Origin of the sequence: Sphingobium lignivorans, from assembly GCF_014203955.1 — a bacterium.
Lineage (GTDB): Bacteria > Pseudomonadota > Alphaproteobacteria > Sphingomonadales > Sphingomonadaceae > Sphingobium > Sphingobium lignivorans.
Genome location: NZ_JACHKA010000001.1, coordinates 1,316,603 through 1,330,835, shown reverse-complemented (window position 1 = coordinate 1,330,835; position 14,233 = coordinate 1,316,603). Strand labels below are relative to the sequence as shown.

Annotated in this window: 14 protein-coding genes; 13 read left to right on the top strand and 1 reads right to left on the bottom strand. The window is 67.1% G+C overall.

All coding sequences use genetic code 11. The annotated features are described in order from the left end of the window. Positions 1-34: 34 nt before the first annotated feature. The 13 genes from HNP60_RS06050 (at position 35) to fdhD (ending at position 12,788) form a co-directional block, all read left to right on the top strand. The gene (locus HNP60_RS06050) at positions 35-763 is read left to right on the top strand and encodes a sigma-70 family RNA polymerase sigma factor (RefSeq protein ID WP_184049917.1); all 729 of its coding nucleotides are present in this window, start codon (positions 35-37) and stop codon (positions 761-763) included. A gap of 86 nt (positions 764-849) precedes the next feature. Continuing rightward, positions 850-1,722 carry a 3-methyl-2-oxobutanoate hydroxymethyltransferase gene (gene panB / locus HNP60_RS06045; RefSeq protein WP_184151444.1) on the top strand — a complete coding sequence of 291 codons (873 nt, stop codon included), beginning with the start codon at positions 850-852 and terminating at the stop codon, positions 1,720-1,722. Between the two features lie 77 nt (positions 1,723-1,799). After that, on the top strand, positions 1,800-2,501 hold the full coding sequence (locus tag HNP60_RS06040) for a tetratricopeptide repeat protein (RefSeq protein ID WP_184151441.1): 702 nt from the start codon (positions 1,800-1,802) through the stop codon (positions 2,499-2,501). Between the two features lie 29 nt (positions 2,502-2,530). Continuing rightward, entirely contained in the window at positions 2,531-3,847 is a 1,317-nt protein-coding gene (locus HNP60_RS06035) for an outer membrane protein assembly factor BamB family protein (protein WP_260394740.1), read from the top strand. Positions 3,848-4,056: 209 nt separating this feature from the next. Then, positions 4,057-5,433 carry a ribosome biogenesis GTPase Der gene (gene der, locus HNP60_RS06030; protein WP_184049924.1) on the top strand — a complete coding sequence of 459 codons (1,377 nt, stop codon included), beginning with the start codon at positions 4,057-4,059 and terminating at the stop codon, positions 5,431-5,433. Next, the gene (locus tag HNP60_RS06025) at positions 5,414-5,671 is read left to right on the top strand and encodes a sulfurtransferase TusA family protein (RefSeq protein ID WP_260394739.1); all 258 of its coding nucleotides are present in this window, start codon (positions 5,414-5,416) and stop codon (positions 5,669-5,671) included. Before der ends, HNP60_RS06025 begins: the two co-directional genes overlap by 20 nt. An 81-nt stretch (positions 5,672-5,752) precedes the next feature. Further along, entirely contained in the window at positions 5,753-6,217 is a 465-nt protein-coding gene (locus tag HNP60_RS06020; protein ID WP_184151439.1) for an Hpt domain-containing protein, read from the top strand. Between the two features lie 142 nt (positions 6,218-6,359). Beyond that, entirely contained in the window at positions 6,360-6,794 is a 435-nt protein-coding gene (locus HNP60_RS06015; RefSeq protein WP_184151436.1) for an NAD(P)H-dependent oxidoreductase subunit E, read from the top strand. Continuing rightward, complete coding sequence (locus HNP60_RS06010) at positions 6,794-8,335, top strand: NADH-ubiquinone oxidoreductase-F iron-sulfur binding region domain-containing protein (protein WP_184151433.1); 1,542 nt, start codon at positions 6,794-6,796, stop codon at positions 8,333-8,335. Before HNP60_RS06015 ends, HNP60_RS06010 begins: the two co-directional genes overlap by 1 nt. Continuing rightward, positions 8,332-8,898, top strand: a complete 567-nt coding sequence (mobA, locus tag HNP60_RS06005; RefSeq protein WP_184151430.1) for a molybdenum cofactor guanylyltransferase — start codon at positions 8,332-8,334, stop codon at positions 8,896-8,898. Before HNP60_RS06010 ends, mobA begins: the two co-directional genes overlap by 4 nt. Then, positions 8,888-11,743 carry a formate dehydrogenase subunit alpha gene (fdhF, locus tag HNP60_RS06000; protein WP_184151428.1) on the top strand — a complete coding sequence of 952 codons (2,856 nt, stop codon included), beginning with the start codon at positions 8,888-8,890 and terminating at the stop codon, positions 11,741-11,743. The genes mobA and fdhF overlap by 11 nt, the downstream gene beginning before the upstream one ends. 6 nt (positions 11,744-11,749) lie before the next feature. Then, the gene (locus HNP60_RS05995) at positions 11,750-12,025 is read left to right on the top strand and encodes a formate dehydrogenase subunit delta (protein WP_184151425.1); all 276 of its coding nucleotides are present in this window, start codon (positions 11,750-11,752) and stop codon (positions 12,023-12,025) included. Beyond that, positions 11,991-12,788: a formate dehydrogenase accessory sulfurtransferase FdhD gene (gene fdhD / locus HNP60_RS05990; RefSeq protein ID WP_184151422.1), complete on the top strand. Its 798-nt coding sequence runs from the start codon at positions 11,991-11,993 to the stop codon at positions 12,786-12,788. Before HNP60_RS05995 ends, fdhD begins: the two co-directional genes overlap by 35 nt. 80 nt (positions 12,789-12,868) lie before the next feature. Here the strand turns inward: fdhD and HNP60_RS05985 are convergent, their stop codons facing one another. Then, positions 12,869-14,218 carry an MFS transporter gene (locus tag HNP60_RS05985; RefSeq protein ID WP_184151419.1) on the bottom strand — a complete coding sequence of 450 codons (1,350 nt, stop codon included), beginning with the start codon at positions 14,216-14,218 and terminating at the stop codon, positions 12,869-12,871. Positions 14,219-14,233: the final 15 nt, after the last annotated feature.

Below are 14,233 nucleotides of genomic sequence, written 5' to 3'. Positions count from 1 at the left end.
ATCTAAGTTAAGCCTTTTGGACTAAGCCACTCTTATGCAAAGCGCAAAGCTCGAGGTCGCCGGCTACACATATGGGCGCAGGACCAGTTCCACGCCCGACCAGCTCGCCCGGCAATATATGCCGCTGGTGCGCAAGATCGCCTGGCATGTCCATGGCCGGGTCTCCTCGGCGATCGATATCGAGGATCTCCTGCAGATCGGCATGGTCGCGCTGGTGGAAGCGGCGAACAGCTTCGAGGATCGCGGCCACGGCTTCGCGACCTATGCCCAGATGCGCGTGCGCGGCGCGATGATCGATCATCTGCGCCGGCATGCGACGCTGTGCCGCTCCGCCATGGCGCGCCGGAAGACCTTGCAGGAAGCGCGCCGCAGCATCGAGCACCGGACCGGCCGCGCGGCAAGCGACGCCGAGATCGCCGCGCATCTCGGCCTTGATCCGGCCGCCTGGCGCGAATTCGCGGACGGCACCGACATGGCGCAGCATCAGAGCATGGACGAGGTCTATTCGGACCAGTCGATGTGGTTCGCGGATGTCGCCGAGCGGGCCGACGAGATGCTGGAGCGCGAATCGCTGAAGAAAGCGATTGCCGCGTGCATCGCGGATCTGCCGCAACGGGAAGCCATGGTCCTGCAGCTCTATTTCGTCGAGGAAATGAACCTCGAGGAAATCGGCCTGACACTGGACATCGGCGCGGCGCGCGTATGCCAGATCAAGAAGGCCGCGCTGGACAAGCTGCGCACCCGGCTCGCGGAGTGGGCCTGAGGAGAAGTTCGGTCGCCGGACCGGGCATGTTCGTCCCTTCCCGGCAGGGGCTGTTCCGCGCGGGACGCATGAGCTAAAGCGCGCGCATGTCCACGACCTTCACGCTCGACACATCGACGAGCCGGGCCAACCCGACGCCCGCCCCGATGAAGCGGCTCACCATTCCCGCGCTGCGGGCCCGCAAGGCGGACGGCGAGACGGCCGAGCCGCTCGTCGTGCTCACCGCCTACACCGCGCGGCAGGCGCAGCTGCTCGATCCGCATTGCGACATGCTGCTGGTCGGGGATTCGCTTGGCCAGGTCATTTATGGCCTGCCTTCCAGCGTGCCCGTGACGCTGGACCTGATGGCCGCTCATGGCGCGGCCGTGGTGCGCGGCAGCTATCACAGCGTCGTCATCATCGACATGCCGTTCGGCAGCTATGAGGCATCGCCCGCGCAAGCCTTCGAAAGCGCCGCGCGCCTGCTCAAGGAGACCGGTGCGGCGGGCGTGAAGCTTGAAGGCGGCGCGGCCATGGCCGGGACGATCGCCTTTCTCGTCGCGCGCGGCATCCCGGTCTGCGCGCATGTCGGCCTCACCCCGCAGGCGGTCAATGTGCTGGGCGGCTATGGCCCGCGCGGGCGCGACGCGACCGAAGCGGACAAGATCATGGCGGACGCGAAGGCCGTCGCGCAGGCCGGCTGTTTCGCCATGGTGATCGAGGGCGTGGTCGAGCCGCTCGCCGCCGCCATCACCGCTGCCGTGCCCTGCCCCACCATCGGCATCGGCGCCTCGCCCCTGTGCGATGGGCAAGTGCTGGTCACCGAGGATCTGCTGGGCCTGTTCGAGCGCACGCCGCGCTTCGTGAAACGCTATGCGGACATAGCCGCCACGATCGGCGAAGCCGCCGCGACTTACGCCGCGGAGGTCCGCGCGCGGACCTTCCCGGGCGAGGACCAGCTCTACCGCGCCAAAAAGTGATTTGCTTGAGGTTCAGCCACGGCTAAGGTCCGCCGCCGCAAACGCCCCCAACCTGTTCAATCCACCGGAGACCAGATTTGGCCCTGACGCCATATCAGACAGATGCCCTGCTTCGCGAAGTGGACGATGCCGTCCGCAAGGATGATCTCGAGTCGTTCTGGGAACGTTATGGCATCGCCATTGCGGTCGCGGTGGTGATTGGCCTCTCGGCATTCGGTGGCTGGCTCTACTGGCAGCACCACAAGACCCAGGTGGCCGAGGCGAACAGCGTCGCGTTCGGCAATCTCCTCAAGTCCGCGCAGGGCGGCTCGCTCGACCAGAAGATCTACGACACGCTCGTGACCGAAGGCGGCGCGATCTACAAGACGGAAGCGCAGCTCGTGAAGGCAGCCCTCGCCGCCGGACGCGAGGATGATGCCGCCGCCATCGCCACTTATGACGAGGTCCTCAAGGATCCCGAGGCACTGCAGCCGCTCAAGGATGCCGCGCTGCTGCGCAAGACGGCCCTGCAGTTCGACAAGGCAAAGCCCGATGACGTGGTCGCCGCGCTCAGCAGACTGAGCACGCCCGACAGCGCCTTTTTCGGCAGCGCGGGCGAACTGACCGCGATCGCGCATCTCAAGGCCGGCCGCCGCGAACAGGCCGGCGCTCTCTTTGCAAGCCTCGCCGGCGACCAGAGCGTTCCGGAGTCGATCAGGCTCCGGGCAGGACAGATGGCAAGCATGCTCGGCTCGGCGCTCCCGTCCGCCGCCGCGCAACCCGGCACCCCGGCCCGCTGAAAGACAAGAATATGATGATGAATCGTCGCATGAGCTTTCGTGCCGCCCTGATGGTCCTGCCTGTCGCATTGGTGCTGACCGGCTGCGGGGGACGCAAGAGCGGCCCCAAGACGCCCGTCCATGGCGAGCGCACCTCCATCCTGAGCGGCACCGAGGTGGTGAATCCGGATGAAAGCGTGGCCGCGCTGGAGGTTACCCTGCCGCCCCCGGCCTCCAACGCGGATTGGCCGCAGTCCGGCGGCCGGGCGTCCAAGGCCATCGGCCATGTGGCGCTTGGCGAGGGCACGCAGCAGGTCTGGACGGCCTCGATCACCGGCGGCAGCAATCGCGCCCGCCTCGCCTCCCCGCCCGTGATCGCGCTGGGCAAGCTCTACGTGATCGACACCGAGGCCGTGGTCTACGCTTTCGATGCCCAAACCGGCGCCCGCCTGTGGACATCCAGCGTCCGCGCCAAGGATGATCGCGGCAGCGTCCAGTTCGGCGGCGGCGTGAGCGTCGATGGCGAGCGTGTGTACGCGACGACCGGCATCGGCGACGTGGCCGCCCTCAATGCCGCCGACGGCACCATCATCTGGAAGGTCCGGCCCGGCGGCCCGTTGCGCGGATCACCGACGCTTTCCAACGGCAATGTCTATGTGATGAGCCAGGACAACCAGCTCTTCGCGCTCAACGAGACGGATGGCGCTGTCATCTGGTCCGATTCCGGCACGCTCGAATCGACGGGCGTGTTCGGCGTGGCGGCCCCTTCCGCCGCCCAGGGTTCGGTGATCGCGGGCTACAGCTCGGGCGAGCTGACCGCATATCGCTACGAGAACGGCCGGGCGCTCTGGGGCGATGCGCTGAGCAAGACCAGCATCTCGACCTCCGTCTCCACTCTCACGGACATCGATGCCGACCCGGTGATCGATCGGGGCCGCGTCTTCGCCATCGGCGAGGGCGGGCGCATGGCATCCTATGAGCTGGTCAGCGGCCAGCGCCTGTGGGAACTCAATATCGGCGGCGTGTCGACGCCGCTGGTGGTGGGCGACTGGGTGTTCGTGGTCACCGACAAGGCCAAGCTCTTCTGCATCACCCGCTCGACCGGCAAGGTGCGCTGGATCAGCGACCTTCCCGCCTGGCGCAAACCGAAGAAGAAGGAAGGTCCGATCCGCTGGCGCGGTCCGGTCGTGGCCGGCAACAAGCTGATCCTGGTGTCGACGGAAGGCGCGCTCGTCTTTGCCAATCCGACGACCGGCGCCATCCTGTCCGAGCAGGATCTCAATCGGGGCGTTTCGCTTTCGCCGGTCGTGGCGGGCAACATGCTCTATCTGCTCGCCGACGACGGCCGCATCCTCGCCTATCGCTGATCGCCCGGGCCGCGCCTTCTGGAAGACCGCTAAGGCACGCGGCTCCGGCAGGTGCAGGGCGGCCGGCACTTGAGGTCGGCGGCGACGCCATGTAACCAGCAATCGTTCCTGCAGGCGCGGGAACCCGGGATGACTGCGGCGATCTTCGCCGGCCCGGGCTCCTGCCGATGCAGGCGCAATCGATGAACCCTCTGTCAGGACACTGCCCCATGCTCCCCGTCGTCGCCATTGTCGGCCGGCCGAATGTCGGCAAGTCGACCCTGTTCAACCGCCTCGTGGGCAAGAGGATCGCGCTTGTCGACGATCAGCCGGGCGTGACGCGTGACCGGCGGGAAGGCGATGCCGAGCTGCTGGGCCTCAAGTTCCGCATCGTCGACACGGCCGGTTTCGAGGAAGACGATCCGCAGACCTTGCCGGGCCGCATGCGGGCACAGACGGAAATGGCGGTGCGTGGGGCCTCCGTCGCCCTGCTGATGATCGACGCGCGCGCGGGCGTCACGCCGCTCGACGAGCATATCGCCCGCTGGCTGCGCGCCGGTGACACGCCCGTCGTCCTGATGGCCAATAAGGCGGAAGGCTCCGCTGCCGACGCCGGGCTGATGGAAGCCTATGCGCTTGGCTTCGGAGAACCGATCGCATTCTCCGCCGAGCATGGGCTTGGCCTCGCGGACCTGTTCGAGGCCATTCGCCCCCATGTCGAGCGGGACGAGGACGAGGAGGAAGAAGCGGGCGACGATGAGGAAGCGGACGATAATGCGCCGCTCCAGCTCGCCATCGTCGGCCGTCCCAATGCGGGCAAGTCCACGCTCATCAATCGCATCCTGGGCGAGGACCGACTGATCACCGGCCCGGAGGCGGGCATCACGCGGGACAGCATTGCCGTCGACTGGACTTGGCATGCGCCTGACGGGCGCGTGCGGCCGGTGCGGCTGATCGACACCGCCGGCATGCGCAAGCGCGCCAAGGTGCAGGACAAGCTGGAGAAACTTTCCGTCTCCGATGCCCTGCGCGCCGTCGACTTCGCCGAGGTGGTCGTGCTGCTGCTCGACGCCACCAAAGGGCTGGAAGCGCAGGATCTCAGGATCGCCGACAAGGTGCTGAGCGAGGGCCGCGCGCTCGTCATCGCGCTCAACAAATGGGACGTCGCCGAGAACGGCTCCTCGCTTTACCAGGGCGTGCGCAAGGCGCTGGATGAAGGACTGGCGCAGGTACGCGGCGTGCCCCTGCTCACCGTGTCCGGCGCGACCGGAAAGGGTCTCGATGACTTGCTCGGCGCGGCGTTCGACACGCGCAGCCGCTGGTCGCAGCGCGTGCCGACCAGCCTGCTCAACCGCTGGTTCGACTCCGCGCTGGAAGCCAATCCGCCGCCGGCGCCGGGCGGCCGGCGCATCAAGCTGCGCTACATCACGCAGGCCCGCATCCGCCCGCCCACGTTCGTGCTGTTCGGCACCCGGCTCGATGAGCTGCCGGAAAGCTACCGGCGCTATCTCGTCAATGGCATCCGGCGGGAACTGGACTTCTCGGGCGTGCCCATCCGCCTCAACCTGCGCAGCGCGCGCAATCCCTTTGACAACAAGAAGAACTGAGCCGGAGACCGACGAGGTCGCCGGCCCGGCCCGGATCGACACGCGCGGCCTGAAATGCCCCTGGCCAGTGCTGCGCGCCGCGCGTGAGATGCGCCAGCACGAAGCGATCCTGCTGCTCGCCGACGATCCGGTGGCCCTGATAGACGTGCCCGCCCTGGCGCAGGCCCATGGCTGGAGCCTCGACGTCCGCGAGCTGCCCGGCCATGCCGAGTTCCGGATCGGCCGTCCGCGCACCTGACCCGCAGCGTTAAGCCGCCCTTTACTCCGCCCTGGCCATAATGAAGCCCCCTCCGGGATGCCTTGGGATAGGATGCAGGCCATGTCCTTTCATTATGAGACACCACTGGTAGACCAGTCCGAGCTGGCGCAGGCGCGTGCCGTCATGGGTGCGGGCATGGCGCGCATCCTGGGCTATTTCCGCGAGGATGGCGCGCGGTCCATCCGCGCCATCGAGGAGGCCTTCACGCAGGGCAATGCTGCCGCGATGGTGATTCCGGCGCACACGCTGAAGGGCGAATCGCTCCAGTTCGGCGCGCGACGCCTGGGCGGCATTGCCGAATCGATCGAGCAGACGGCCCGTCGCTGCGTCGAGCAGCGGCTCGCGCCGAGCGAAGTGGGCGGCGAAGTCGCCATGCTGCGCGGCTGCTTCAACGAGACGCTGGCGCTTCTCGAGTCCGCAGCCCCGCCCTCGGGCACCCCGCGCCCCCCGATGCCCGGCTTGGCCGGAACGCGGCCCGTAACCTTCGGCACCGCCCCGCGCACCTTCGGCCGCCGCACCGGCTGAGCACGCCTTCCGTCGCCCCGATTCCGCAGCGTTTCGCGCAGCAACATCCCGGCGCAATGCTGCGCTTTGCCCTTGCCAGCGGCGCAAAAAATAGGCAGTAAGACAAACGAATTTTACGAGAGAAAGTCTGGGAGATGCGCGCGTGAATGACGGCAAGGCCGACCGGCTGGACGAGATCATCGCGAGCCATAGCCGCCGCGAAGGCCCTCTCCTTCCCATCCTGCACGACATCCAGGCCGAGTTCGGCCATGTCAGCGAGGAAGCCAAGCGGCGGATCGCCGGCGCGCTGAATCTCAGCCGCGCCGAAGTGCATGGCGTGGTGAGCTTCTATCATGATTTCCGCAGCGAGCCGGCAGGCAAGCCGGTGCTCAAGCTCTGCCGGGCGGAAGCCTGCAAGTCGCGCGGCGTCGAGGCGCTCGTGGGCGCGGCGGAAGCTGTAGCGGGCGATCGCGTGGCGGTGGAAACCGTTTATTGCCTCGGCCTGTGCACTGTGGGGCCCAATGCGATGGTCGGCAAGACCGTCCATGCCCGGCTGGACAGCGCGAAGCTGACGGCGCTGATCGGGGAGATGGCGTGATGATGACCGTGCGCATTTCCGATGACGCGCTGGCGCTTGCCTGCGGCGCGGACGACGTCGCCGCTGCATTCGAGAAAGCCGGCGCCGCCGTGGAGCGCGTGTCGAGCTGGGGCATGCACTGGCTGGAACCGCTGGTGGAAGTGAACGGCGTCGGCTTCGGCCCCGTGACGCCGGCCGACGTGCAGGCCATCCTTGATGGCGGCGCGGACGCGCTCTGCATCGGGCCGGTCGCGGCGCATCCCTTCATTGTCGCGCAGCAGCGCCTGACCTTCGCGCGCGCCGGCAAGACGCGCCCGCTCAGCCTCGATGACTATGAAGCGACCGACGGCTGGAAAGGCCTGGGCCGCGCACGTGAGCTGGGCCCGGAAGCGACGATCGAGGAAGTGGTGGCGTCCGGCCTGCGCGGTCGCGGCGGCGCCGGCTTCCCCACCGGCATCAAGTGGCGCACCGTCGCCGCTGCCAGGGCGGATCAGAAATATATCGTCTGCAATGCCGACGAAGGCGACAGCGCGACATTCGCCGACCGCATGATCATGGAGGGCGACCCCTATCAGCTCATCGAGGGCATGGCGATCGCCGGCTTCGCGGTGGGTGCGAGCAAGGGCTATATCTACGTCCGTTCCGAATATCCGCACGCCATCGCCAAGCTTGAGCAGGCGATCCACAAGAGCGCCCACATCATCGCCCCGTTCCATCTGGAAGTGCGCGAGGGCGCCGGCGCCTATGTCTGCGGCGAGGAGACCTCGCTGCTCAACAGCCTGGAAGGCAAGCGCGGCGAAGTGCGCGCCAAGCCGCCGCTGCCCGCTCTGGAGGGCCTGTTCGGCAAGCCCACCGTGGTCAACAATCTCCTGTCGCTCTGCGCGGTGACGCACATCCTGGCCGACGGCGCGACATTCTATGCGGATTACGGGCTCGGCCGCTCGCGCGGGACCATGCCGATTCAGCTCGCGGGCAATGTGAAGCATGGCGGCCTGTTCGAGACGGCCTTCGGCATCTCGCTCGGCACGCTCGTCAACGAGATCGGCGGCGGCACGGCCAGCGGACGCCCGGTGAAGGCCGTGCAGGTCGGCGGCCCGCTCGGCGCCTATATCCACCCCGACCAGTTCGACATTCCCTTCGATTATGAAGCTTATGCCGCTGTCGACGCGCTGATCGGCCATGGCGGCATCTGCGTGTTCGACGATACCGCCGATCTGGCTGGAATGGCCCGCTTCGCCATGGAATTCTGCGCAGTGGAAAGCTGCGGCAAGTGCACGCCCTGCCGCATCGGCTCGACGCGCGGCAAGGAGCTGATCGACCGCATCCTCGCCCGTGCGCCGCGCGGACGCGATACCGTCGAGGCTCTTCCCCAGATGCACAATGCGCCGCGCAGCGCCCGCGCGCTGGAAGACGAGATCACGCTGCTCGAGGATCTGTGCGAGACGATGAAGTTCGGCTCGCTCTGCGCGCTGGGCGGCTTCACGCCTTATCCGGTGCTCAGCGCACTGCGGCACTGGCCGGAGGATTTCGGCGTGACCCGCATGGCGGAAGCGGCCGAATGAGCTGCTGCGCCGGCCTGCTCGGTATCGATCGCAGCGCCGTGCTCGGCGCCGTGATCGCTGGCGGCAGGTCGACGCGCTTCGGCAGCGACAAGGCGCTCGCCCGCTTTCATGGCCGCCCGCTCATCGATCATGCCCTGGACAATCTCGCCACTCATTGCGGACAGGTCATCGTCTGCGGCCGCACGCATGACGGAATGTCCACCGTTCCGGACCAGCCCGCCGCCGGCATGGGCCCGCTCGGTGGCCTCGCCGCCGCGCTGCTCGAAGCACAGGCGCGTGGCTTGCCGGCCGTGCTGAGCGTGCCGTGCGATGCCATCGACTTGCCGCAAGACCTCTTGAAGCGCCTGTTCCCTTACCCAGCTTATGTGGAGAGCCTGCCGGTCATCGGCCTCTGGCCCGCCGCGGCGGCCGCCGACGCGCTCGCGATACTGGACGGGAACGGAACCCATTCCATGAAGGCCTTCGCATCCCGCATTGGAGCGCGTGCCGTGCAACTGGCGCGCGAACCTGTTAACATAAACACCGCTGCTGACCTCGAGAGAGTTGAACGCCATGGGCTATGAACCGCAAGCCGACTTCGGAACTCCCGCCTCCACATCGGAAAAGCTGGTCACCCTGACCATTGACGGGCGCTCGGTCACCGTGCCCGAGGGCACGAGCGTGATGCGCGCGGCCGCCGAATGCGGCGGCTCCATCCCCAAGCTGTGCGCCACGGACAATGTGAAGAGCTTCGGCTCCTGCCGCCTGTGCCTGGTGGAAGTGGACGGCATGCGCGGCACCCCGGCAAGCTGCACCACGCCCGCCATGGAAGGGATGAACGTCCACACGCAGACCCCGCGCTTGCAGAAGCTGCGCAAGGGCGTGATGGAACTCTATATTTCCGATCACCCGCTCGATTGCCTCACCTGCTCGGACAATGGCGATTGCGAGCTGCAGGACAATGCCGCCGCCGTGGGCCTGCGCGACGTGCGGTACGGCTATGAGGGCGAGAGCCATCTCGGCCTCGCGACCGACGAGTCCAATCCCTATTTCGATTTCGATCCGTCCAAGTGCATCGTCTGCTCGCGCTGCGTGCGCGCCTGTGACGAAGTGCAGGGCACGTTCGCCCTGACCATCGAGGGCCGGGGCTTCGGCTCCATGGTGTCCGCCGGCGTTGCCAGCGACGATTTCCTCTCCTCCGAGTGCGTCTCCTGCGGCGCCTGCGTGCAGGCTTGCCCCACCGGCACGCTGCAGGAAAAGACGATGCGCGAGATCGGCAAGCCCGAGCGCGCCGTCGTCACCACCTGCGCTTATTGCGGCGTGGGCTGCACGTTCCGCGCGGAAATGCGCGGCGAACAGCTCGTGCGCATGGTTCCCTGGAAGGACGGCAAGGCCAATCGCGGCCACAGCTGCGTCAAGGGCCGCTTCGCCTGGGGCTATGCCAACCATCAGGACCGCATCACCGAGCCGATGATCCGCAAGTCCGTGGACGATCCCTGGCAAGTGGTGAGCTGGGAGGAAGCGATCGGCTATGCCGCCTCCGAACTGAAGCGCATCAAGGCGGAGCATGGCGCCCGCGCGCTGGGTGGCATCACCTCCTCGCGCTGCACCAATGAGGAGACCTTCCTCGTCCAGAAGCTGATCCGTGCCGGCTTCGGCGCGAACAATGTGGATACCTGCGCGCGCGTCTGCCACTCGCCGACCGGTTACGGCCTGAAGACCACCTTCGGCACCTCGGCCGGCACGCAGGATTTCGACAGCGTGATGGACAGCGACGTGATCCTCATCATCGGTGCCAACCCGACGGACGGGCACCCGGTGTTCGCGAGCCGCATGAAGCGCCGCCTGCGCCAGGGCGCCAGGCTGATCGTCATCGATCCGCGCCGCACCGACATGGTCAAGTCGCCGCATATCGAGGCGCAGCATCATCTCGCGCTGCAGCCCGGCACCAACGTCGCCGTGCTCACCGCCATGGCGCATGTCATCGTGACCGAAGGCCTGGCCGACGAAGCGTTCATCCGCGAGCGTTGCGACTGGGACGAGTATCAGGACTGGGCGGCCTTTGTTTCGCAGGAGCGCAACAGCCCCGAGGTTCTGGAGCCGGTCACCCGCGTGCCCGCCGAGGAACTGCGCGGCGCGGCCCGCCTGTTCGCGACCGGCGGCAACGGCGCCATCTATTATGGCCTTGGCGTCACGGAGCACAGCCAGGGCAGCTCGACCGTCATGGCCATTGCCAACCTCGCCATGGTGACCGGCAATATCGGCCGCCGGGGCGTGGGCGTGAACCCGCTGCGCGGCCAGAACAACGTGCAGGGCGCCTGCGACATGGGCAGCTTCCCGCACGAACTCTCCGGCTATCGCCACATCAGCGATGAAGAGACGCGCAAGCTCTTCGAGGCGGATTGGGGCGTCACGCTCGATTCCGAGCCGGGCCTGCGCATCCCCAACATGCTGGATGCCGCGCTCGACGGCTCGTTCCGCGCGATTTACATTCAGGGCGAGGATATTCTTCAGTCCGATCCCAACACCGTGCATGTCGCGGCTGGCCTCAAGGCCATGGAGTGCGTGATCGTCCAGGACCTCTTCCTGAACGAAACGGCGAACTACGCGCACATCTTCCTGCCCGGCTCCACCTTCCTCGAGAAGGATGGCACCTTCACCAATGCCGAGCGGCGCATTCAGCCGGTCCGCAAGGTGATGGAGCCCGCCAACGGCTATGCCGACTGGGAAGTCACGCAGTTGCTCGCCAATGCGCTCGATCTGGGCTGGACCTACACGCACCCGAGCCAGATCCTGGCCGAGATCGCGCGTCTTACCCCGTCCTTCGCGGGCGTGTCCTGGGCGCGTCTGGAGCGCGAGGGATCGCTGCAATGGCCGGTCAAGGACGACACGCATGAAGGCTCGCCGATCATGCACGTCGATGGCTTTGTACGCGGCAAGGGCAAGTTCGTCGTGACTGACTATGTGCCGACCGACGAGAAGACCGGCCCGCGCTTCCCGCTGCTGCTCACCACCGGGCGCATCCTCAGCCAGTATAATGTCGGCGCGCAGACCCGGCGCACCGGCAACACGGCCTGGCACCCGGAGGATCTGCTGGAAATCCATCCGACCGACGCCGAGAATCGCGGCCTCAAGGATGGCGACTGGGTGAAGCTCTCCAGCCGCACCGGCGAGACGACCCTGCGGGCGACGATCACGGAGCGCGTTGCACCGGGCGTGGTTTACACCACCTTCCACCACCCTGCGACGCAGGCCAATGTCGTCACCACCGAATATTCGGACTGGGCCACCAACTGCCCCGAATACAAGGTGACGGCCGTGCAGATCACCCCGTCCAACGGCCCGACCGACTGGCAGGAGGATTACAACAGCTGGTCCGAGCGCTCACGGCGGATCGTGGCCAGCCTCACGGCTGAAGCAGCGGAGTAAGGCGAGATGGAACCCGGCCGCCTCATCTACATGGCGAACCAGATCGCGCGGAACTTTGAAGCGTTGGGCCACGATCAGGCGGCCATGGCCACTGCCGATCATATCAAGATGTATTGGGACCCGCGGATGCTCGCGGGCATCAAGGCTGTCGACCCGGCCGACCTGTCGCCGCTCGCCGCGCGTGCCATCGCCATGGTGGACGGGCCGGTGCCGCACATGACGCGGGCCACCGAATTCGCGAGCGCGGATGAGAACGATCCTGGCTATAACGACGCCGGCTGACCTCGTCGCCCTTCGGCCGGACGGGTCCAGCCGCCCCGTAGAACGGCCGTTCGCGCCGGAGATTCCGGTCGCGCTCGAATATAACGGCCTTTCCTATGCCGTGATGATGGCGAGCCCCAGCGATCTGGAGGATTTCGTCACCGGCTTCGCGCTGACCGAAGGACTGGCCCCCACCGCTACGGACGTCACCGGCATCGACCTTGCCGAGACGGACAAGGGCTGGATCGCGCGCGCCACCATCACTTCGCTGGCTCTGGAGACGCTGCAGGCCCGCGTGCGCTCGCGCGTCGCCGAATCAAGCTGCGGCCTGTGCGGCATCGACAATCTCGAAGCGATCGCCAAGCCCCTGCCCCCGGTGCCGCCACATGCGCCGATCGCCCCGGCCGCCATCTTCCGCGCGCTGGAGGCACTGCGCGATCATCAGCCCGGCAATCGCGCGACGGGCGGCATGCATGCCGCTGCCTTCGTGGCGCCGGACGGCGCAATCGTGGCGGCGCGCGAGGATGTCGGGCGGCACAATGCGCTCGACAAGCTGGTCGGCGCCATGGCGCGCGCGGGCCAGTCGATGGCGAAGGGCTTCATCCTGTCCACCGCGCGGTGCAGTTACGAGATCGTCGAGAAAAGCGTGCGCGCCAGCGCGACCATGCTCGTCACCATCTCCGTGCCGACCAGCATGGCGGCAGCACGGGCACAGGCGGCGGGCCTCAGCCTCTATGCGCTGGCCCGGCCGGACGAAGTGCTGCGCGTCACCACGGGGCACTGATCGCCATTCCATCCGGGACGAGTGCCAGGCACTGCCGCCGCCCGAAAATCTCCGACGACCGGCAGCGCCGAACAGGCGTGTTACTTCTTGCCGGCAGCCGTAACAGCCGCCGCGGCGTCGCCATCCCGCATCGGCAGGAACAGCAGCATGAAGACGGCCATGACCGAACCCAGGCTCATGATGACCGACACCGTCAGCAATTGCTCCTTGCCCAGCGCATCGAACAGGAAGCCGGCGATGATCGGCGATCCTGCCGCGCCCGCCCGGCCGATGCCCAGCACGAAGCCGGTGCCGGTCGCGCGTGCATAAGCCGGGAAGCCCCGCGCGAAGGCGGCGTAATAGCCCACGATCGCGGCGTTGAGGAAGAACATCGACAGGAAGCCGGCAAAGCGCCACGCGGCAAGATCGCCATGCCCGCTGCCGAACCAGGCGACCGCGCAGACGCCCAGCAGCAGCATCGCGATGGTCGGGCCCTTGATGTCCCACTTCTTGAGCAGGAAGCCGAACAGCGCACCGCCGATGGCACCACCGACATTCGCCCAGGTGAGCGTGCTGGCGGCCTGCGCCTGGGTGAAGCCGGAATCCGCAACGATCTGCACGGCGAATTTCAGGATGTAATAGAAAGTCAGCGTGTGGAACATGTAGCCGAACGCGAGCAGCCAGGTCACCGAGCGCAGGCCGGGGCGGGACAGGATGTCCGTCACCTTGGGCTGCGGGCCTTCCAGCTTCAGCGGCGGCAATGCCTCGATGGTGCGCTGGCGCAGCGTGCGCAGCGAGCGATTGATCTTCTCGACAGCGCCTTCCGGCCTGCGGGCCGCGTAGAAGGCCGGCGTCTCGGGCACCAGCAGGAAGACGAGCGGGATCATCACGGCCGTGACCACCGCGCCGAACATGAAGACCGCGCGCCAGTCATAATCGACCAGCAGCCAGCTCTGCGCCGCGAAGCCGCCGATCACGCCGCCGAGCGGATAACCGATGACATAGAGCGCCATCGCCACGCTGCGCGATGCCTTGCTGGTCGATTCGGCGACGACCGCGTTGGTCGCGGCCAGCATGCCGCCAATGCCGAGGCCGGTGATGAAGCGCCAGATCGTCAGCGTCCACACATCGCCCGCCCCATGCGCCATGTACATGCCGATCGCCATGACGAAGAGGCAAAGCAGCATGGCCAGCTTGCGGCCCGCCTTGTCGGCCAGCCCGCCCAGCAGCACCGAGCCGAAGCCCATGCCCACCAGCTCGGCGGAAAGCACGACGCCCAGTTCCGAGCGCGGGATGCCCCATTCCTGAGAGATGCCGGGTGCCGCGAACGCGCTCGACAGGACGTCGAAGCCGTCCAGCGCGTTGAGCAAGATCATGAGCACCACGACGATCCACTGCCGGATCGACATGGGCGACTCGTTGATGATCTCACGTGGATCCGTTGCGGACATACCCCTTCATCCCCT